The 19711-nt window shown below is 34.9% G+C and carries 18 protein-coding genes, 4 tRNA genes and 1 other RNA gene; 15 read left to right on the top strand and 8 right to left on the bottom strand.

Annotated elements, in window-relative coordinates; genetic code table 11:
- Window positions 1-570: an IS1096 element passenger TnpR family protein gene (locus ACKU4N_RS04785; RefSeq protein WP_321321100.1), complete on the top strand. Its 570-nt coding sequence runs from the start codon at window positions 1-3 to the stop codon at window positions 568-570.
- Between the two features lie 87 nt (window positions 571-657).
- Entirely contained in the window at window positions 658-1557 is a 900-nt protein-coding gene (gene miaA, locus ACKU4N_RS04780) for a tRNA (adenosine(37)-N6)-dimethylallyltransferase MiaA (RefSeq protein ID WP_321321098.1), read from the top strand.
- 42 nt (window positions 1558-1599) lie between these two features.
- Here miaA and ACKU4N_RS04775 read toward each other — a convergent pair whose 3' ends face one another.
- Together ACKU4N_RS04775 and ACKU4N_RS04770 are read right to left on the bottom strand one after the other, a co-directional pair.
- Window positions 1600-2277, bottom strand: a complete 678-nt coding sequence (locus tag ACKU4N_RS04775) for a response regulator transcription factor (protein WP_156194307.1) — start codon at window positions 2275-2277, stop codon at window positions 1600-1602.
- Window positions 2278-2297: 20 nt separating this feature from the next.
- Window positions 2298-3680 carry a sensor histidine kinase gene (locus ACKU4N_RS04770; protein WP_321321094.1) on the bottom strand — a complete coding sequence of 461 codons (1383 nt, stop codon included), beginning with the start codon at window positions 3678-3680 and terminating at the stop codon, window positions 2298-2300.
- A 374-nt stretch (window positions 3681-4054) separates the two neighbouring features.
- Between ACKU4N_RS04770 and ACKU4N_RS04765 the strand changes: the two genes are divergently transcribed.
- The 6 genes from ACKU4N_RS04765 to ACKU4N_RS04740 all read left to right on the top strand — a co-directional run bounded on the left by ACKU4N_RS04765 (window position 4055) and on the right by ACKU4N_RS04740 (window position 11746).
- Window positions 4055-4186, top strand: coding sequence for a hypothetical protein (locus tag ACKU4N_RS04765; protein WP_321321093.1), 132 nt, complete (start codon window positions 4055-4057; stop codon window positions 4184-4186).
- Between the two features lie 422 nt (window positions 4187-4608).
- The gene (locus tag ACKU4N_RS04760; RefSeq protein WP_321321091.1) at window positions 4609-6975 is read left to right on the top strand and encodes an outer membrane beta-barrel protein; all 2367 of its coding nucleotides are present in this window, start codon (window positions 4609-4611) and stop codon (window positions 6973-6975) included.
- 135 nt (window positions 6976-7110) lie between these two features.
- Complete coding sequence (locus ACKU4N_RS04755; protein ID WP_321321089.1) at window positions 7111-7596, top strand: hypothetical protein; 486 nt, start codon at window positions 7111-7113, stop codon at window positions 7594-7596.
- A gap of 383 nt (window positions 7597-7979) precedes the next feature.
- Window positions 7980-10340: an outer membrane beta-barrel protein gene (locus ACKU4N_RS04750; RefSeq protein WP_321321087.1), complete on the top strand. Its 2361-nt coding sequence runs from the start codon at window positions 7980-7982 to the stop codon at window positions 10338-10340.
- Between the two features lie 52 nt (window positions 10341-10392).
- Window positions 10393-10536: a hypothetical protein gene (locus ACKU4N_RS04745; RefSeq protein WP_321321085.1), complete on the top strand. Its 144-nt coding sequence runs from the start codon at window positions 10393-10395 to the stop codon at window positions 10534-10536.
- A 676-nt stretch (window positions 10537-11212) separates the two neighbouring features.
- The gene (locus ACKU4N_RS04740) at window positions 11213-11746 is read left to right on the top strand and encodes a beta-barrel domain-containing protein (protein WP_321321083.1); all 534 of its coding nucleotides are present in this window, start codon (window positions 11213-11215) and stop codon (window positions 11744-11746) included.
- 55 nt (window positions 11747-11801) lie between these two features.
- Here the strand turns inward: ACKU4N_RS04740 and ACKU4N_RS04735 are convergent, their stop codons facing one another.
- The 4 genes from ACKU4N_RS04735 to ACKU4N_RS04720 are packed head-to-tail and all read right to left on the bottom strand — an operon-like array spanning window position 11802 to window position 15166.
- Window positions 11802-12809 carry a glycosyltransferase family 2 protein gene (locus ACKU4N_RS04735; RefSeq protein WP_321321081.1) on the bottom strand — a complete coding sequence of 336 codons (1008 nt, stop codon included), beginning with the start codon at window positions 12807-12809 and terminating at the stop codon, window positions 11802-11804.
- A gap of 1 nt (window position 12810) precedes the next feature.
- Complete coding sequence (locus tag ACKU4N_RS04730; protein ID WP_156194296.1) at window positions 12811-13587, bottom strand: class I SAM-dependent methyltransferase; 777 nt, start codon at window positions 13585-13587, stop codon at window positions 12811-12813.
- Window positions 13588-13645: 58 nt separating this feature from the next.
- Window positions 13646-14593, bottom strand: a complete 948-nt coding sequence (locus ACKU4N_RS04725; RefSeq protein WP_124991277.1) for a glycosyltransferase family 2 protein — start codon at window positions 14591-14593, stop codon at window positions 13646-13648.
- A 9-nt stretch (window positions 14594-14602) separates the two neighbouring features.
- Window positions 14603-15166, bottom strand: coding sequence for a DUF4199 domain-containing protein (locus ACKU4N_RS04720; protein WP_321321076.1), 564 nt, complete (start codon window positions 15164-15166; stop codon window positions 14603-14605).
- 250 nt (window positions 15167-15416) lie between these two features.
- Here ACKU4N_RS04720 and ffs point away from each other — a divergent pair.
- From ffs to ACKU4N_RS04685, 7 genes are all read left to right on the top strand, one after another.
- An RNA gene (ffs, locus tag ACKU4N_RS04715) (signal recognition particle sRNA small type) lies at window positions 15417-15515 on the top strand.
- 29 nt (window positions 15516-15544) lie between these two features.
- Window positions 15545-15621: transfer RNA gene (locus ACKU4N_RS04710), tRNA-Thr, on the top strand.
- 88 nt (window positions 15622-15709) lie between these two features.
- A tRNA-Thr gene (locus ACKU4N_RS04705) sits at window positions 15710-15783 on the top strand.
- 37 nt (window positions 15784-15820) lie between these two features.
- Window positions 15821-15892: transfer RNA gene (locus ACKU4N_RS04700), tRNA-Thr, on the top strand.
- Between the two features lie 92 nt (window positions 15893-15984).
- Window positions 15985-16058 (top strand) — tRNA-Thr (locus ACKU4N_RS04695).
- A 166-nt stretch (window positions 16059-16224) separates the two neighbouring features.
- On the top strand, window positions 16225-16881 hold the full coding sequence (gene fsa / locus ACKU4N_RS04690) for a fructose-6-phosphate aldolase (RefSeq protein ID WP_101308812.1): 657 nt from the start codon (window positions 16225-16227) through the stop codon (window positions 16879-16881).
- 185 nt (window positions 16882-17066) lie between these two features.
- Window positions 17067-17678 carry an L-threonylcarbamoyladenylate synthase gene (locus ACKU4N_RS04685; protein WP_321321072.1) on the top strand — a complete coding sequence of 204 codons (612 nt, stop codon included), beginning with the start codon at window positions 17067-17069 and terminating at the stop codon, window positions 17676-17678.
- A gap of 63 nt (window positions 17679-17741) precedes the next feature.
- On the opposite strand, the gene ACKU4N_RS04680 is transcribed toward ACKU4N_RS04685, so the two are convergent.
- Both ACKU4N_RS04680 and ACKU4N_RS04675 read right to left on the bottom strand, forming a co-directional pair.
- A complete protein-coding gene (locus ACKU4N_RS04680) occupies window positions 17742-18023 on the bottom strand; it encodes a hypothetical protein (RefSeq protein ID WP_321321070.1) in 282 nt (93 codons plus the stop codon).
- A 232-nt stretch (window positions 18024-18255) separates the two neighbouring features.
- Window positions 18256-19704, bottom strand: a complete 1449-nt coding sequence (locus tag ACKU4N_RS04675; protein ID WP_321321067.1) for a TrkH family potassium uptake protein — start codon at window positions 19702-19704, stop codon at window positions 18256-18258.
- Between the last annotated feature and the right edge of the window lie 7 nt (window positions 19705-19711).

Genomic DNA, 19711 nt, shown 5'->3' with positions numbered 1-19711 from the left:
ATGATATATAAATTTAAAATAACCTCACCTGAGGTCAAAAATTTTGTTCTTGAAATTGAAATTGATCATGAACAAACTTATTTAGAGTTCCATAACACCATTCAGGAAACGATTGGATATGATAATTCTCAAATGGCTTCTTTTTACCAGGTAGGCGCTAATGATGAAAGAGGCTTGGAAATTGCCCTTTTCGAAATGAATACCGAAGACGATGACAATTTTAATGTTGTTGCAATGGATGTTGCAATGATACGTGAATTTGTTTCCTCTGAAAGACCCGAATTAATTTATGTTTTTGATTTCTTTTCTGATCGTTTTTTCAATGTTCAGTTAATTGAAAAAGGCATTTCAAAATCCAAAACCAAATATCCTAAATGTACATTATCCAAAGGCGATGCACCCATACAAATTAAAATGGATGCTGAAGATTTTGAAGGTCTTGGTTTTGGGGAATTTGAAGCAAAATCTGAAAAAACCATGACTGCCGACGATTATTTGGCCGATTTCGATGACGAATTTGATGAAGGCCCTGAATTTGAAAACCTGGATGACTACGAAGACATTCTTTAGCAGTTAGTGCAAAACTAAATTTTGCATTCAACATATGCAAAAACCGCAATTCAAAACTCATAATTTGCAATTCATAATTAACTTTAGATGTCTAAAACCCTGATTGTTTTACTGGGTCCTACAGGTGTTGGCAAAACCGATTTAAGCATTAAAATCGCGCAACATTTCAATACAGTAATCTCATCATCCGATAGCCGTCAGGTTTACCGGGAAATGAGCATTGGAACTGCAGTGCCTGAAAAGAAACAATTGGAGGCAGTAAAACATCATTTCATTCATACTCATTCCATTCACGACTATTTTAGTTCCTGGGAATGCGAACAACAGACCTTAGACTTACTGGATCATCTTTTTAAAACAAAAAATGAAGTCCTTTTAGTAGGTGGAAGTATGATGTATATCGATGCTATCTGCAATGGTATTGATGAAATTCCGACTATTGATCCGGATTTGCGCAATGAAGTTGCAGAGCGTGCCCAAAAGGAGGGAATTGAATCATTGCGCATGCAGTTAAAACAACTCGATCCGGTGTTTTACGATCAGGTAGATTTGAAAAATGCAAAAAGAGTGATTCATGCGGTTGAGGTTTGTTTAATGACTGGTAAACCCTATTCCGAACTTAGAACAAACACCAAGAAAAAGAGAGATTTCAATATTGTTAAAGTCGGCTTAAACCGGGACAGAGCAGAATTGTATGCAAAAATCAACTTACGGGTTGATTTAATGATGAAAGAAGGTTTACTTGAAGAAGCAGAAACCTTATTTGAATACCGTCATTACAACTCGCTAAACACAGTTGGCTACAAAGAACTATTTGAATATTTAGAGGGAAATATCAATCTTGATGAAGCCATTGAGTTGATCAAAAGAAATTCGAGAAGATATGCAAAACGCCAACTCTCATGGTTTAACAGAGACAAAGAGATTGAATGGTTTCATCCTGATCAGGAAAAAGAAATTATGCAATATTTAAAAAGGCAGCTTTAGTAGGAGTCAATACTAAACACGAATCATTCAGGTCTTATATCCTTAGGAATTCATCATATACCCTACTCCTCTTATGTTCCTGATTTTAAGAGAAGAATTATCTTTAAACAAATCTCTTAATTTCGATAAAATATTGTTTAAACTGGCACTGTTGTGCGTTTCCAAAGAATGATTCCATAGCTTTTCAGCCAACTGCTCTTTAGTTACTATTTCATTGGGATGCTCCATTAGCACTGCCAAAGCATTCTTCTCAAACGGACTCAGTTTCTTAATTAACTGCTTCTTATAAAAAAACTTATTTGTTGATAAATTTAGCTGATAATTAGCCAATTCTATTATCTGTGGCAAGCTTGTTTTTAAAGCAAAACGTTGAATGTAAGATACTAGTACAGGTATAGATAAAGGTTTTGGCAGATATGCGTTCCCCCCAATGCTTATTCCCTTGGTTATAAAATCATCTTCGGTATGCGAGGACACAAACAACAGAGGAATTTGCGGGTATTTTGCGATAATATCCTGAGCTTTATCCATTCCGTTCTCTTTACCTATTTCCACATCTAAAATAATAATATCCGGCGCAAGAGTCTCTACAATCGAATCAATTCCCAGCAGTGTGTTTTGAAAATGCACTTTATAATTATAATCGGTCTCTAATATGGTCGTAACGAAATGCCCTAAATTAATATCATCATCAACAAACAGTACTTTTAATTGTTCCATTTACACTTCTTTTTAATTGCTTAAATAATAACTTTTTCAGGAAGAACAATGCAAAATGTACTGCCTTTTCCAAGCTTACTTTCTAATCTGATGCGCCCTTTGTGGGCTTTTACTATTTGTTGGGTAAAAGCCAACCCAATGCCATGTCCCTTGCTGTTGTTATCTGCACGGTAAAATTCCTGAAAAATTTTCCTTTGCTCTTTTTGAGGAATCCCTTTGCCCGAATCTGTAACACAAATCTGTAACTGTTTTTGTTCCCGAATGGCTTTAATTTCCAGTTTTGCAAATACATCCGAATATTTAAACGCATTATCCAACAAATTTCGCAAGGCTGCTTCGAAATAAAGTGGATCTACATGAATATCTAAATTTTCGGGGATAGACAGCTTGCATTCAGCTTGTTTATCCTGATAGATAATCTCCAATTCCGAGAGTAAATCTCTGCACTTTTGCGCCAAGTTGCAAGATGCACACTCCATTACAATCTTCTTTTTCTTCGCACGGAATAATGTCAGTAAAATTTCCATTTTGTGGGTCAATTTGGAGACATTACCACTTGCATTCCGGAGTTGTTCCTGCATGACGGGCTGTTGTTCTTTGCTGGCCAGATAATCCAATAATGTATAGACATAAGATAAAGGGCTTTTTAAATCGTGTACCATACCACTCACGGCTCGTTCGCGCCACAGCAAGTGTGTCGCTTGCTGCTGTAATGCCCACATTAAACGTAGCATAAAAACAGCAACTAAAATAATTGCGAGTGCCGATATGCCTATGGAATATACCATTTGCCGTAAAAAGGGAAAGGTTTTCAATTGAAAATCAGCTGTAAAAACATAAATTTCTTTTGTGCCTAATGGAATATGTACATGCAATGTGGAGGGTGAGTTTAGACTTACTTTACCCATCGATTTCCCTTGATGCAAACTATCAATGGCCAGATCATTTTTCATGAGCTGCATACGATAAGCTCGTATCCTTCCGATTTCAGGAAAATTATTTTGAAACAATGAGTCTACAATACATAGATGAAATTTTTCTTTCTCTAAACTTTTATCTGCAAATGAAGCTTCGATCAATTTTCCTAAAGCAAAATCAGGCATATATTTTTTTGTGCTAATTTCAGATCTACCCAATTCAACCGAAGTATCTTTATCTGTTTCTTCATTTGCTGTTTCGTCCATTAAAATAGTAGCCACATCTGGTTTTTCAGGATTAGGAGTGCTGTATCCTTGTAAAGCATGAAAATTGATCATGCCTTGCAAGGTGCTTTCCAGCTTCGACGTAAATGCCTGTTCCTCCTGCTCCAATTGTTGCCGTAACCACAGCCCCTGCGAACCAATAAGTATAGCAAGTACCAGTATGGACATTACACCGAGTCGCTTGAATAATTTACTTTTCATAAGGCAAAGATATGTTTCTTTCCATAAAATGTAAATCTTTTTCAGTTAGAGAAATTCTAAATTGTATTTATTTATCAAAAAAAACAGGCTCTTCTCTAATCAAATCGCAGCTAAAGTGTCATTGAATGATTAAGAAGATCGTGAGTTCTACCAGATCCTACTAATACGGAGCTTGCTTTTCTCCACACCCTATCTACGCTCTGTCTGTTTTCAATTAATGATCATTATCTCTCTTTTTTTGATTAGAAAACTAGCTGTTATGCGATTAACTTTCTAATTGCAAGCAGTTAGAAAACTAATCATTTTTTAAGATTTTATGTTTTAGTTTTAAGGGAGTTTAAAATGAATGGCTCACTTTATTAAAAGCAAAAATCATGAAAACAAGAAAGAATTATAAGGCAATTAAGGTAATGAATCGAAACGAATTGACTCTAGTAAAAGGTGGAGAGGATAGAGATTACTACACTGTTATTACTAACGGAAAAGAAGTGAGAATATATGTGTAATGGAATAACAGTTCATTAGCATACTTATCTAATGAAAAATTCACAAAATCAATCGATCGATTTTCGTTATTTGATTACACGACTAACCTTAGCCGTTCTCCATTATGGAATATATTTGAACGAAATTTAGATTTTTACAGTCAAAATAATATCCGATATAATGTGAAATATAACCAACAAAAAGATGGTTTTACTTATAGAGAATATTTTGGACGAAGGAAGGTTAAGGATATAGTATTCGAGGACTCTAGATATATTAATTTATTTAAATTGTTAAGTACCAGAACATTTTCAATTGATGAATTATTAATTGATTTTGAAGGTGACTTTAATGAATTATCAAATATTCTATCAGATTTAAAAGATGAAGGATTAGTTTATTATAGTGATAATTATCAAGGAATAACTTCAATTATAAGAATATGAACCAATTTTTTACAATACACTTTAGTGTGAAATTACTTATCACAGTTTTTTTTATTTCAACTTGTCCTATTGCAGTATTAGCACAGATACAGCTAAATTCTAAGGTGGTTTCGGAAGATAATAAGCCTTTGCTTGGAGCCAGTGTTGTCGTTTTAAATCCCGCAGACTCAACATTATTAACAGGAACAATTACTGATGAAAAAGGTGAGTTTGCTTTCAACAACCTGAAAAAACGGGATTTTATACTTCATGTTTCGTTCGTAGGCTATCAAACTAAAATGATAGCCTCTTCTGTTTTCAAAAATAACACCAAGCCTATAATTTTGAGTTCGTCTGATAATAAATTGAAAGAAGTTACAGTTGCAAAGGCACGGAATGTTGTTAAAATAGAAGAAAATAAGATTATTTTTAATACTCAGACACTTTCAGAAACAAGAGCAGCCTCAAATGCTTTTGAATTATTAGATTATGTGCCAGGCCTTTTGGTTCAAAACGATCAGGTTTCTGTTGTAGGTTCAAGTAGAGTAACGCTTGTTATTAACAACAAAATTACGAATATGTCGATGAGTCAGGCTCTTAATTTTTTAAGATCGGCTCCTGCTAGCGATGTGAAAAATATTGAATACTATTTTGTTGCACCTAAAAGATTCAATGTTCATGGCGCATTAATTAATGTTGAGTTAAAACACGGTATTGAAAAAGGAAAATACAGTGGCAATGTAAGTGGTAACTATTTAAGAGGACGGAAAAATTCGTATAATGGAAATATGAACTTTTCAGTAAGTAAAGGCAAATTCGATTTACAGGGGATTGTGCAACATGAAAAAAATGAGAACTTAAACAAGCAAAAAATTTCAACCTTTATAACAAGTGATAGTAAGAGTAGTTTGAAACAGGATATGGATATGAACTACGATAAAAGCAAGCAATTGTATAGCTTAAATCCTCGATTCAATATCAACGAAAATTCTTATATAGATTTACAATACAGTTTTATTCCCGATAAAAATAAGGTGGATACTTATAGTGATGTTAACTTAAATACGAAGTTGAATACTGTTAATACAGTAAGTAAGAATACAAGTCTTGGGAATTCTGATTATCAGAACATAGCATTGAATTACAAGGTGTCTGATGCTAATTTTGGGATAAGCCTAACAAACTATCAAGATCCTACCGATCAGAGTATTTATATCTTAAATGACTTATCAGATTTTGATTTGGATTATACAACGCACTCTACACAGGATATTATGGAATTGAATGCTTTTGCTAACAATACATCAAGTATTACAAAAGGGAAATCGAGCTTGGAATATGGTATTTCGTATAAAAAAATTGAAAATAAATCCACGTACAAAAAGCAATTAGAACAATCTCGCTTTCGACTAACCGAGGATAGAGCCAATGCTTACCTATCCTTAAATTATCAATTTAGTCCAAAGTTATCATCAGTTTTTGCTCTCGAACTTGAATACGATAAATTGAATTTTACGGATAAAAAAAAGCAGGAAGAATTTGATGTTGTGAATGATTATTTTGTATTTCCAACATTGGATATGACCTATGTCGCTTCTAATAATCACATTTTTAAATACAATTTCACTAGTTTCTCTGATTACCCTAGTTTTTGGGATTTAACACCCAACACCTGGAGTTTAACACCCTATGCATCGGTACAAGGAAACTCATCATTAAAACCACAAAAAAATTATAATTCGCAGTTGGTTTATATTTTTAAGGGGAAATATATTTTGGTTTTTTCTGCCGATTTATCTCACGATTGGATTACACAAGTCCCATTTAATAGTGAAGATGGTTATTCTATCAACTATCAAACAATAAATATTGATAAAAACTACACAACCAGCATGGCTCTTGTTGTTCCGTTTTCAATTTATAAGCCCATAAATTCAAAATTTACCACTTCTATATCAAGAAATCAACAAACAGATAACTCGCACGATAATTATTCCATTGATAAAACTAATGTGAATTTTTATTTTAGTTTGAATAATAGTATCACATTGAATAAAACCAAACAAATTTTTGCTGACTTAAATGCTTATTACGCCAGTGGCAGACCACAAGGGTTCTACGATTTAGACGATTCGTTTAATGTTGATGCATCTTTGCGTATGAGCTTGTTTAGTAATACTTCTTTATTATTTTCTTGTAAGGATATATTTAATAGCAAGACACCTGATGCAAAAACTCAATTCGTAGGACAGAAGAACGATTTTAAATTTGATTTTGATACTAGAAGAATAAGTTTGGGTTTTATCTATAATTTCGGAGAGAAAATAAAAATGAGAAAGGAAACATCAGATTTAAAACCATCAGATAGATTTCAGCGCAATTAGATTTCATTTTTTGATAAAAAATCCAAAGTGTCAATCTTGTCTAATTCAATCATTTTAAAGGAGGCCTCAAGAAAAAATCAGCAAACGAAAGTGAATTAAATAGATTGTAAATATCAACTCTAAAAAAGAAACATCATGAGCACATTAAAAAACCTAATCAGCACTCATTTAAGTGCAGAACAAGTAGAGGCTGTTAATACGGCTCTCGCGACTTTAGAAACAGCCTTGGCAGCTAAAGTGAGTAACCTTAGTGGAGATGAGCGCCGCAAGTATGGTAGTATAAGCGAACAAAATAAGCTGTTTGTGAATAAGGTAAATGACTATGCTACCGGGCAAGCAGCTCTGCGTAGCCCCGATGTTGACTGGGATGAGTTTACTAAAGACTTTAATAGTCGTACTGTTTCGGAAGGCACCATTGCACGTTTGCAAAACTTACTTACAGGTATTAGTAATTCCAAAACCCTGCACGATTACGACAACTATCAGGCAGCTCTGGACGATTATGCCTATACCAATTACAAAACAGGAACATCGGCTTCGGGCTACGAAGCCAAGCAAAAGGAGTTGAAACAATTCTTTAGCCATATCAGGAAAGTAGATGAAGTGCAAACAAATGAGTAGGAATAACTGGTACAATCTGTTTTTTTATAGAAGCTTTAAGGTGCTATATATAAGCAGGGGAACAACCAATAGAAGCCTTTAGGTTCCGAATAGAAGTAGTAAGCTTATTTATAGAAGCCTTTGGGTTGGAAAACCTAAAATTTATGGTTATGAACCTAAACGGATGAGTAGGAAACCTGAAATTTTAGATTCCGAACCGCAAGGGAACATTTCCGAACCGCAAAGAAATACTTCAGAACCTAAAGGTATATAAAAGTTCAAGGAGTAAAGAAAGCTTACAAGGCATTATGAGCAAATTAATTTTGATGTCATATTATCTTACGAATAGTAAATCCATCTGATATTAACAAAAAATTATAAACGGATGAAATTGAATCTAATTTATGAATAAACTAATCCTCACCTTCCTCCTTTTATCTTGTTTTTCTTCTTTCGGACAAACAAAATATAAAAATAAGGTTATAAACCTTAATAATGATGATGTATTCGGAGCAGTAGCTACTGTGACGGACATCAATCAACACATTTTTTATCAGACAGTTACTGACGGAAGTGGTTGCTTCGAGATTGAAATCCCTACAAATATAGCGATGGATTCATTACAACTACTTATTTCACATTTAGCTTATAAAACAAAAAAATGCAAATTAAGCAGTGTATTGCGTGACTCTATAATCACATTGGAAATTGATTCAAAGCAAGTTGACGACATATTGATTGTAGGTAAGAAACCACTTTACACATTAGAAAATGGCAAAACGGTTGTTAATGTATCTGAGGTGAAATTTCAACCATCGGATAAATCCACTGACATTCTATCAAAATTGCCTTTTGTGGATATAAATTCTGAAGAAAGCATTAAATATGAGAATAAAACAGCAATTGTAATTATAGATGGAGTAGAGCAGAGAATTGAAGGAAAAGCATTAATTGCGACTTTAAAAAGCATTCCCGCAGATCAAATAGATAAAGTCGTTTTATCAGGTAATTCATTAGGGAAGTATAATTCAAGTAAGTCTGTTATTGAAATCTACACAAAATCATCTTTTGAAAATGGGTATTACGCAAATATTGATTTGACTGGAGAACGCTATTCAGATAATAAATATGGCGCTAGCAATATGTTTTCCATGTTTGGAAGATATAATAAAATTCAAGCAAATTTTAGTTTGCAATACAGGCCTAATTCGAGAGTTCATTCAGAGAATCTTGATAGTACCATTTATAATCCAACAACCATTATAAGTAGAAATACAGAATGGGAGAAAGCTCAAGATGTTTATCAAGGTAATCTCAGTTTAGCATATAGTTTTGATAATGGAGATGTTTTAAATTTTACCGCAAATACATATAATAACTCTGGCAAAAGCAATCAGGATATGAATGTGGGTGAATATGGTTCGAAATTTTCATTCTATCGTCAAAAATCCAATTATGAACTCAGGGATCATCTGTATACTGGCTTGTTGCAGTTTTCTTCGAATGATACATTGCCGTTTCATTACACAATTGTATTCGATTTAGTAGCAGGAGGTGAAAATAAAGAAGGAAAAGCTGAGAAAGAAGAGTTTGGAGGAGATTTCCTATCTTATTTTCAGTCAAAAAACACAATGGACGGAACTCAGTATACAGGAAGATTCGATATGACTTATGAAGTAAATAGAGTATTTGAAATCAATAGTGGTATAAAATACATTAATGGGAATATAAACGAAACTAGCTATTCTGATACTAATGTAATACCGTCTACCAAATTTAAAGGGAAAGAAGTTAATGCTGAATTTTATGCAAATGGCCAGGCCAGATTAAGCAGTAAACTCTTTTTAGGTGCTGGGATTAGGGCAGAGTTATTAGATTATCATTTCAATATCACTAGTGGGGAAGAAATCTTAACTAATAGTTATTGGACTTGGTTTCCAAGTTTAAAAATGACCTATAAAGCGAGGGGGTTTTCGTCAATTTTATCCATCGAAAAAAGTGTTGAACGACCTGATTATTATGATATGTTACCTGGAATAAGTTATATAGATGACTACTCTTATAGTGTTGGCAATACTCAGTTGAAACCGACAACTTATTGGTCAGTTAATTCTAAAAATACAATATTGGGATTTATTAGTTTGTGGTTGGGTTACGAGAATTATAAAAATGCTATTGAGGATGTTGTTTATCAAGAAAAAGGCAGTAGTGTATTTTCTGTTAAAAATCTTAGTGATTTAACAATGTGGTACGGAAGAATTGATGTCCCATTTACTTTTGCAAAAAACAAATTGGGGGGGTATTTAACTGCAGTAACAGTTTTTCAGAATTATACCAATCCTAAAAATGGATTATTCGTTTGGGATGAAAATAGAAATGAAATACATTATAAATGGTTTAAAGGAGAGTTATGGTGGGATATTTCCGAAAGATTTAATGTCTCTTCTCAGATACACTACCGACCTAAAAAAAAGACATTACAGTATGATATATCACAAGACAGAATTAGACTTAATCTAGCTGCCAAATTTGCCTTATTAAAAAATAAGCAATTGAATTTAACCTTTAGTGCAGTGAATGTGACAAATAGTTATGAAGAAAACAAAGTGTATTACTACAATAATCTAAAGCAGTATGAAATGTCGAATAACTTGGCATTACCAAAATATAGCTTAGGGATTAATTGGAAGTTTAACAGAGGGAATAATGTAAAAAAGAAAAATTATTCTGGTGAAAAAGTAAATGTCTCACGATTTAGTAAGTAAGGACCTATTTAGGTCATAATTATATGTTTAAATTTAACTTATATTAAGTATTATGAATGAATTAATGAAACAAATTGAAGGTACAGAACTAATCAGCTCAGAAGAATTAGCAGCAAAGTATGGAGGTACAGATGTTCCAGTAGAGGTTGATAATGGATGTTCATCTTGCAAAACTTGCGTGACAAAAAAGAAATAAAATTTTCATCTTGTTCATGGGTAGTTTAAGAAAAAAATACCTTCGATATTGAAATTCAAAGTGTTTGCGATCAATTTATTGTTGATTATCACATGCTTTGTATCTTATAAGTTTTTATCTGAAACTTCAGCTTCAATAGATTATTCTGCGACTGTTTTAGTAAAGAGTCAAAATTCTTTTTTGATTAAGGAAAACTATAATAAGGTTAGTTCTTTGAATCCAGAATTAATTATCAAGAATGAAAACTGGAGTTTAAGATATAAAACAGATAAATGCATAGTTAAAAAGTATAATGATAGCATTTCGATCATTGTCTTAGATTTACCATTTACTATAGATTCTATTAATGATTGTAATATTAGATTGTCTAAGAATAATTAATGTGAATGAAGTTTTAAAGCCAATTCAATAAAGGAGTATCAATTTTGCCAGAAATACGGCGCATAAGTTCTGGTGGTTCTAACTTTGATGGCATTTAAAATATTCACTTATCAATTAAACTTCAAGTCTATTTTTTAAGGGGATAGGAAAACATCTTCAATTTATGAAGAAAAATACTCACCAACGATCACAAACAGAACTCGGATTACGCGGATTAAAATGAACACAGATAAAAAACAATTCGTGAAAATCCGCACAATCTGTGTGATTCGTGATCCAATTAAAAGTGAAAGACATGGCAGAGCAAAAAGATAATATAGAACTTAGGAGTGAAAAGGTAAGAAATATCATAGGGCAAGTCCCCTCACGGATAATACGCCACGGAATTACAGTACTGTTTATAGTTGTTATGATTCTTTTGATCGGCAGCTACTTTTTTCGTTACCCGGATACTCTAAAAGGGGTTGCGCATTTGCACTCCGATTCAAGCTCTCTCTATTTCGCAAATATCAACTTGCCCTATCATTTTATTGGAAAGATAAAATCAGGACAAAAAGTAAATATTGAACTGGAAGGTTATCCTGCAAATAATTTTGGTTTGCTAAAAGGAGAAGTCTCTCAGGTATTCCCTACCCCATTAGAAACGAATAAAAAAAGCTATTTTATTGTAAAAGCAACATTAATCAATGGAATGAAAAGCACTCAAAACAAATGCATTCCATTTTATCCAAACCTGAAAGGGAATGCAAAAATAACAATTGGAGAACACCGATTGCTTGAAAAATTACTCTCTCCGATTGTCAGTGTTTTTAAATCAAAAGAACGCTGATGACACAGATATACTAAGCAAATCTGTAAAAATCCGTATTATTTCGTGTTCAGCTCTAGTAAAACCCTTTCCCAAACACTCCAAACTCATCTTTCCCCAAAACTTTGTGTTTCCAAACGGCATCCATAAATCCAATACCATATGCGAACAGCTGCACAAAACTTGCCGCAAGCGCTTTTATTGCAATGGCAAACGATTTGGTCTTTGTGAGTGCATCTGCAAACACCAGGAAAGCGTACAAAAGAACTGGAAATGCAAAAATTCGGTGAACAGCTATTCCTAAAATTAATGCTCCAGTTGTTCCGATTGCGAATAAAGAGGGAAACAGGAAAAATATTTTGAAGGTTTCCGGATAATGTTTTGAGATGATGTAGCGGGTTTTTCCAAATCCGAAAACCTGCTTGTAGAATTTCTTAAAGGAAACCCTCCGCTTGTGAAACACGTACGCTTCGTGCACCAAACGAGTTTCAAATCCGCGTTTAATTACCTCAATGGCAAATACCATATCTTCACCCGGATGCATAGTCGTTACCGGAAATCCACCTGTATCTTCATAAACAGCTTTCGAAAAGCCCAGATTAAAACTACGTGGATGAAATTGGTGAACCTGATTCTTCCCTCCCCGAATTCCCCCGGTAGTAAAAAAAGAAGTCATGGCATAGGAAACCGCTTTCTGAAAATCAGAGAAATCGTCCATAGCTCCATCGGGACCACCATAACAGTCTACAAAATTCTCACTTAACTCCTTCTGAATGGTCTGCATGTATTGAGGAGGAAGAATACAATCGGAATCAAAAAACAGATAATAATTCCCTTTTGCTCTGGCCAATCCGTAGTTACGCCCAATGCTGGGTCCTTCGTTTTGTTTGTAGAAATACGATATATGTATTCGATCGCGGTACGTATCACAAAGCTCCTCACTTTTTATCGATGAACCATCCTCAACCACCACCAATTCAAAATCTTTAAAAGTCTGCTCGGATAAACTATCCAGCAATTCTTTCATCTCATCCGGACGATTGTACACCGGAATAATAATTGAAAATTTAATTTCTTCGGTCATCTTATCGTTTTTGATTGAAATAGAAAATTTCATTCATTGGCAAGCGATACTTTTCGGCCAAATCGGAAGAAATTTCTTTTGCATACTGAGATTGGGAAACAGAAAATCCCACTTTGGACAATTTATCGGCATAGTCTAATCCGTACAAACGAACATGATCTTTTTGACGGTACAGTCTTTCCCTCTCCTTGGGATCGGTAACCGTTGGATCTTCCATCGTTAGCGGATTTTTTGTGTCCATAGGAACTTGCAAAATGGCAAATCCTTCAGGTTTCAAAACACGGTAAATCTCACTCATGGCTTTTGCATCATCTGTTACGTGCTCCAAAACATGGTTGCAGATCACCACATCGTATGATGCTTCGGAAAAGGGAATTTCCTGCACATCGAAATGCACATCAGCAATGGGAGATTCCAAATCAGCTGTGGTATAATCCAAATTAGGCAACTTTCTAAACCGCTTGTAAAAGCATTGTTCGGGAGCTATGTGCAGAACCTTAAGTTCCTTCGTGAAAAACTCTGTCTTTTCATTTAGATACAACCACATTAACCGATGACGTTCCAAAGAAAGGCATTTCGGACACAAAACATTATCACGCCCACTAGCTTTTGTATATCCATAAGGAAGGAATTTACGGAAGTGCCCGCCACATACCGGACATTCAACTTTATTTCCAATAAGAAATACAGCAAGCATACGATTTATTATCAGACTCATTCGAATCAAAATCGGACGAGGAAATATTTGCAGTAAAATTCGAATGATTCTCTTTATCATTTTTCCAGTAAACAGTTATCAGTAAACAGCTATCAGTTTTTACACATTCACTGATTATTTAAATTTCTTTTTCGATTTGGTAGGTATTGCGCTCTGATGAGCTGCGACTTACCAATTCGGCTATAAATCCGGTAAGGAACAACTGAGTTCCAATAATCATTGTTGTTAATGCAATAAAAAAGTACGGACTGTTGGTTACGCGGGGGGCTATTTCTCCTAAACTCATGCTATACAGTTTCTGAGCGCCAATCCATGCAGAAGCAAAAAAACCGACCAGAAACATTAATGTTCCCAGCAATCCAAAAAAGTGCATTGGCTTTTTACCAAACTTGCTGATAAAACTAATGGATAATAAATCGAGAAAGCCATTGATGAAGCGGCTCAAACCAAACTTGGTTACACCATATTTTCGTTCCTGATGCTGCACTACTTTTTCAGTAATTTTAACAAAACCCGCCTCTTTAGCCAAAATTGGAATGTATCTGTGCATTTCGCCATACACCTCAACACTTTTCACAACCTTTTTCTTATAGGCCTTTAAACCACAATTAAAATCGTGCAGTTTGATACCAGACATGGCTCTTGCTGTTCTATTAAAAAATTTACTTGGGATGGTCTTGGAAATTGGATCGTAACGTTTCTGTTTCCATCCTGAAACCAAATCGAAATCCTCTTCCTTTATCATACGGTACAGTTCAGGAATCTCATCCGGAGAATCCTGAAGGTCTGCATCCATAGTTATAACAACATCGCCTTTAACAATTTCAAATCCGCTAAAAAGAGCTGCCGATTTCCCGTAATTTCGGCGGAATTTAATTCCTTTAACAGAAGAATACTTAGTTTGTAAATCCTCTATCACAGTCCAGGAAGTATCATTACTTCCATCATCAACTAAAACAACCTCATAGCTAAAACTATTTGCCTGCATCACCCGATCAATCCAGGCCAGTAATTCAGGAAGCGATTCTTCCTCATTATACAAAGGAACTACAACGGAGATATCCATATTGAAATTTTACTGATTATTCGATTCGTTAAATTTATCAATAGAGTTCTTATTAAACAAATTTCTATTCTGACGAAAGAAAAAAGCCAAAATAAGAGAAAAAAACAGTCCTGACAGAGCTTTACTGAACCACTGTCCAAAAGCAAATAATCCAGGTGTGATATTCTTATAGATTCCCATCAGCAAATCGATATCTTTTTGCTGATATCCCATTTCATGCAGGCCCTTTTCCAGAAAAATTATGGCTTCTTTAATAATAGCCGTATCAAAAAAACTTGTTAAAACATAAATGAAAATGGAATAAAACATGGATGCAAATCCTATAATAAGGACTCCGGTTGCTAATGCCTTACCATAGCTAATTGCACCTCCCAATTCATCATCGCGATATTTTTTCACGCCAAAAAAGATCCCGCTAACTATTAAAAATAGATTTATGGATCGAAGATTCGGATCAAAATTAACCGATAAATCTTTTAGGTAAACCACAAAGGCCGCTAAAATTAGTGCTCCTCCAACCAATGCCCCAAAAAGAAAAGTGTGTCTAAGTAATGAATTTTTAAAAATCTGCATGAAAGATAAATTTGTTTTTCGAGCACAAAGATATCCGTTTTTACAAGAAAGCCGTACTCAAAAAAGCTTAATTCTGATTTCAATTGCTCATTGTTTATATCCAAAATGAATGCTTCCTGAAAAAAAACATCGTTTAAAAAAAAAATTATTTCTCTGAGAATAAAACCATTGGCTATTCACCACCTAAAATTTAGATAAGAAGTTGCATAATTTGTTTGCGAGGAATCAGGATTTTTCTACTTTTGTCGTCGGGTAAGCACTATGCGACTAGCTCCTACTGAATCCCCCCAGGGTCGGAAGGCAGCAAGGGTAGGTGGTCGAAGCAGTGCGACGTAGCTGTTTACCCACTTTTTATACTTTTATTATTTGTATAAAAATGCCGATGTAGCTCAGTTGGTCAGAGCAGCTGATTTGTAATCAGCAGGTCGTGGGTTCGAATCCCTCCATCGGCTCCAATAAAATTAAAAGAAAGCTTTCGGGCTTTCTTTCGTTCTTTACAAGATTATTTGAAGGGTCGTTTTACCTTCTAAAATATAACAAAACGCCGATGTAGCTCAGTTGGTCAGAGCAGCTGATTTGTAATCAGCAGGTCGTGGGTTCGAATCCCTCCATCGGCTCAATTTAAGGAAGATAATCTCCTTTTATTTTATTACTGCCGTTGTAGCTCAGGGGTAGAGCGCTTCCTTGGTAAGGAAGAGGTCATGAGTTCAATTCTCATCAATGGCTCAAATTAAAATTATAACAAAAGCTTCCGGGCTTGTTTTCGTTCTTTACAAGATTATTTGAAGGATCGTTTTACCTTCTAAAAATAACAAAACGCCGATGTAGCTCAGTTGGTCAGAGCAGCTGATTTGTAATCAGCAGGTCGTGGGTTCGAATCCCTCCATCGGCTCTTTTTTTACCCCCACCAACTTCATGTTTTTCGAATCTCTATGATGCGAAAATAGTTTCGCGTCTCTATGTTTTATTTCTTGAGTTCAAAACATATGCTATTCTTTGTATGTAAAAGAAATTAGTGTATTTTCGTTTTGAACAAATAACAAACTAAAAATCGTAAAATGAAGTTTTTTATCGACACAGCAAATCTTGATCAGATTAAAGAAGCGCAGGATTTAGGAATCCTTGACGGCGTTACCACTAACCCATCTCTTATGGCTAAGGAGGGGATTAAAGGGGAAGTAAACATCAAAAAGCACTATGTTGATATTTGCGAAATTGTAGATGGTGATGTAAGTGCTGAGGTTATTGCAACCGATTTTGAAGGAATGATTTCTGAAGGCTTGGAATTAGCCGCTCTTCATCCACAAATTGTTGTGAAAGTTCCTTGTACCAAAAATGGTATTAAAGCAGTAAAATACCTAAGCTCACAGGATATCAGAACTAACTGTACCTTGATATTCTCAGTAGGTCAGGCATTGTTGGCAGCTAAAGCGGGAGCAACATATGTATCTCCTTTTGTTGGCCGTTTGGATGATATTTGTACTGATGGTATTGACTTAATTCGTCAAATTGTAGATATGAACAGCTACTATGGTTTCGAAACTCAGGTTCTGGCTGCATCGGTTCGTCACACCATGCACATGGTTCAATGTATCGAAGCTGGTGCTGATGTTACAACCAGTCCGCTTAGTGCCATTACAGGTCTGCTAAATCACCCTTTAACTGATAAAGGTTTGGAGCAATTCCTTGCTGATTACAACAAACTAAATGGGTAAGCTTTACATGATATTATAATTTAGGAGTGCTTAAGCACTCCTTTTTTTGTTTGTGCCAAATCTAAATCCAGCCGGTATCCCCGCCTCTTTCCCATTCAAGGAACAAAATAAATAGGCTTCAGTACATTAGCTATTTCAAAGAATCTTTTATCTTTATCCTCCATAATAACCCAAAACCACTACAAATGCTTTTAAAATTGTATCCTGACAACCCCAATCATCGGGAATTCAGGAAAATTGCTGACATTTTAAAGGATGGCGGAATTATCATCTACCCAACTGATACCGTCTATGCTATTGGCTGTGACATTAACAACAATAAAGCCATACAAAAGATTGCTGCTTTAAAAGGAATTCATGCTGAACAAGCAAATTTCTCATTAATCTGCAGTAGTTTGAGCAACTTGTCTGAGTATGCCAAAGTTGACAATACCACCTTTAAAATGATGAAGAAGAATTTACCAGGAGCCTTCACATTTATACTGCAGGCAAGCAGTAATGTTCCCAAATTGTTCAAGAGTAAAAAGAAAACTGTTGGTATTCGTGTGCCTGATCATTACATTCCATTAAGTATTGTTGAGGAATTAGGAAATCCAATATTAACAACCTCAATTCATGATCCGGATGAAGTTGTTGAATACACAACAGATCCTGAATTAATTCACGAGAAATACAACAAGCAAGTTGATCTTATTATTGATGGAGGTTACGGCAGAAACACTGCTTCTACGATTGTTGACTGCACTACTGACTCCTTTGAAATTATTCGCCCGGGAATTGGTGAGCTTATACTATAAGAATAAATCAGACTTAAAAAAACAATGTCATCAACAGAATATTGATGACATTGTTTTTTGTGATTATTTGAAAGCCGCAAGTTCTGATGATCTCAGTAAACTAACACGAAGAGCTACATGACCATCTGGCTTATTACCTATCAGTTCGGGTCTGAATCCCGCTTCTTCGAGCTCTGATTTTACCAAACTTATTAACTCGGGACTTGCATTGTTAAAATGGTGAGTTGCAACAATACTTCCCTTGTTAAATTTATTTTCAAATTGCTCAAGAATTTTCCGCGTATCCTGCCTGTATTTTGCCATCTCTTTCTCAATTAGATGATTGTACTCTGTAATGTTCTTCATAAATTTTTAATTGTAATGTTATTCAAAATGAATAAGACGAAATATTGATCAAAATTAAACAAAACAATTGCAAAAACATGTTAAAGCATTCAAATTCTTACACGAAATGATCATTTTTAAACATGAACATTACATCAACATCTTCAGTAAGAATCCCAAAAACACAACATAACTAAACTAATTGAAGATTACAAAATTGCTAAACAGAAAATAATTAGGACGGGGTAAAGACTTAGTGTTTCCAAAACGAAGGCGAAAACAATACTAAAACCGTAAATAATTCCAAACGCCCCAGCAGCATTAAAAAGGATAAAAACCATTTTGCCAATGCAGGCAGGTGAAAGAAATTTTCCATTGGCCCAACCTCCCCGAACCCAGGGCCAATATTACCAAGCGTTGTTGCCACTGCACTAAATGCTGAATAAATATCTGGAGTCCATAAAGACATTAATATTGAGGATATCATGAAGATGATAATATAGAAAACAAAAAATGCCAGAATGTTGGTAACTATTTTTTGATCTACAACATGTCCATTGTAACGAATTGGAATTACTGCATTCGGATGCACCAAACGCTTCAGTTCGTAAAAACTATTTTTAAAAAGTAATAAAATCCGTACCACTTTTACTCCTCCTCCTGTTGAACCAGCTGATCCTCCAACAAAAAACAATACAAAAACCAGCATTCCCAAAAATGGAGTCCAAAGCAGATAGTCGGCAGTTGCGTAACCGGTTGTAGTTATTATTGAAACTACTGTGAACAAACTGTCCCGAAAAGCCCGTTCGAATCCAAAATTATCCCCAACAACCAAAACAACTGTAATAATACCGGTAAAAAATAAAACTACCAATGCATAAAAACGAAACTCCTCATCCTTAAACACCTTTGATGCTTTTCCTGTTACCATGGCATAAGCAAGGGTAAAGTTAGTTCCGGCCACAAACATGAAAAAGATAATAACATATTGCAAATAAGGGGATGTAAAGAAACCCGCACTGGCCTGCTTGGTTGAGTAACCACCTGTGGCCATAGTTGTCAGCGAATGATTAATTGCATCGAAAAAACTCATTCCACCAATAAAAAGCAGAATCGTTTCAGCGAAGGTAAACAGAATGTATAATCCCCATAAATTGCGAGCAGTCTCTTTAATTCTGGGAGTCAATTTATCAGGCGCAGGACCCGGGACTTCTGCGACAAATAATTCTCGTCCTCCTATCCCCAAAGTTGGAAGTATTGCAAGAAACATCACAATGATCCCCATTCCACCCATCCATTGAGTAAGTGATCGCCAAAAAAGAATCCCGTGAGGCAATTCTTCAATATTATTAAGTATAGAAGAACCAGTAGTTGTGAAACCAGACATTGTTTCAAAAAAAGCATCAGTAACCGACGGAATAGCTCCGCTAAAAAGATATGGCAAACATCCAAATATTGAAAAAACCACCCAAACAATGCTTACAATAATATAGCCTTCTCGTTTCCCAAGGTCCTTTCCAACACCTTTTGAAAGCATATAACTCATTCCTCCAACAGTAAAAGTAATCAGAATGGACTTCACGAATGCCATGCTATCAGATTCCTGATACAACAGCGAAACCAATAATGACAAAAACAAGAAGAAGCTTTCACCAATCAGGAGCTTACCTAGAATATTTAGAATTATTTTGTGCTTTACCACTTTAATT

The sequence above is a fragment of the Labilibaculum sp. genome (assembly GCF_963664555.1).
GTDB lineage: Bacteria > Bacteroidota > Bacteroidia > Bacteroidales > Marinifilaceae > Labilibaculum.
Note: the sequence above shows the minus strand (reverse complement) of the source record. Positions and strands in the feature narration are given on the sequence as shown.

Excerpts from the sequence above, each read along its gene's own strand:
- ACKU4N_RS04785 (WP_321321100.1), top strand. The coding sequence starts at position 1 with ATGATATATAAATTTAAAATAACCTCACCTGAGGTCAAAAATTTTGTT.
- miaA (WP_321321098.1), top strand. The coding sequence starts at position 658 with ATGTCTAAAACCCTGATTGTTTTACTGGGTCCTACAGGTGTTGGCAAA.
- ACKU4N_RS04775 (WP_156194307.1), bottom strand. The coding sequence starts at position 2,277 with ATGGAACAATTAAAAGTACTGTTTGTTGATGATGATATTAATTTAGGG.
- ACKU4N_RS04770 (WP_321321094.1), bottom strand. The coding sequence starts at position 3,680 with ATGAAAAGTAAATTATTCAAGCGACTCGGTGTAATGTCCATACTGGTA.
- ACKU4N_RS04765 (WP_321321093.1), top strand. The coding sequence starts at position 4,055 with ATGAAAACAAGAAAGAATTATAAGGCAATTAAGGTAATGAATCGAAAC.
- ACKU4N_RS04760 (WP_321321091.1), top strand. The coding sequence starts at position 4,609 with ATGAACCAATTTTTTACAATACACTTTAGTGTGAAATTACTTATCACA.
- ACKU4N_RS04755 (WP_321321089.1), top strand. The coding sequence starts at position 7,111 with ATGAGCACATTAAAAAACCTAATCAGCACTCATTTAAGTGCAGAACAA.
- ACKU4N_RS04750 (WP_321321087.1), top strand. The coding sequence starts at position 7,980 with ATGAATAAACTAATCCTCACCTTCCTCCTTTTATCTTGTTTTTCTTCT.
- ACKU4N_RS04745 (WP_321321085.1), top strand. The coding sequence starts at position 10,393 with ATGAATGAATTAATGAAACAAATTGAAGGTACAGAACTAATCAGCTCA.
- ACKU4N_RS04740 (WP_321321083.1), top strand. The coding sequence starts at position 11,213 with ATGGCAGAGCAAAAAGATAATATAGAACTTAGGAGTGAAAAGGTAAGA.
- ACKU4N_RS04735 (WP_321321081.1), bottom strand. The coding sequence starts at position 12,809 with ATGACCGAAGAAATTAAATTTTCAATTATTATTCCGGTGTACAATCGT.
- ACKU4N_RS04730 (WP_156194296.1), bottom strand. The coding sequence starts at position 13,587 with ATGATAAAGAGAATCATTCGAATTTTACTGCAAATATTTCCTCGTCCG.
- ACKU4N_RS04725 (WP_124991277.1), bottom strand. The coding sequence starts at position 14,593 with ATGGATATCTCCGTTGTAGTTCCTTTGTATAATGAGGAAGAATCGCTT.
- ACKU4N_RS04720 (WP_321321076.1), bottom strand. The coding sequence starts at position 15,166 with ATGCAGATTTTTAAAAATTCATTACTTAGACACACTTTTCTTTTTGGG.
- fsa (WP_101308812.1), top strand. The coding sequence starts at position 16,225 with ATGAAGTTTTTTATCGACACAGCAAATCTTGATCAGATTAAAGAAGCG.
- ACKU4N_RS04685 (WP_321321072.1), top strand. The coding sequence starts at position 17,067 with ATGCTTTTAAAATTGTATCCTGACAACCCCAATCATCGGGAATTCAGG.
- ACKU4N_RS04680 (WP_321321070.1), bottom strand. The coding sequence starts at position 18,023 with ATGAAGAACATTACAGAGTACAATCATCTAATTGAGAAAGAGATGGCA.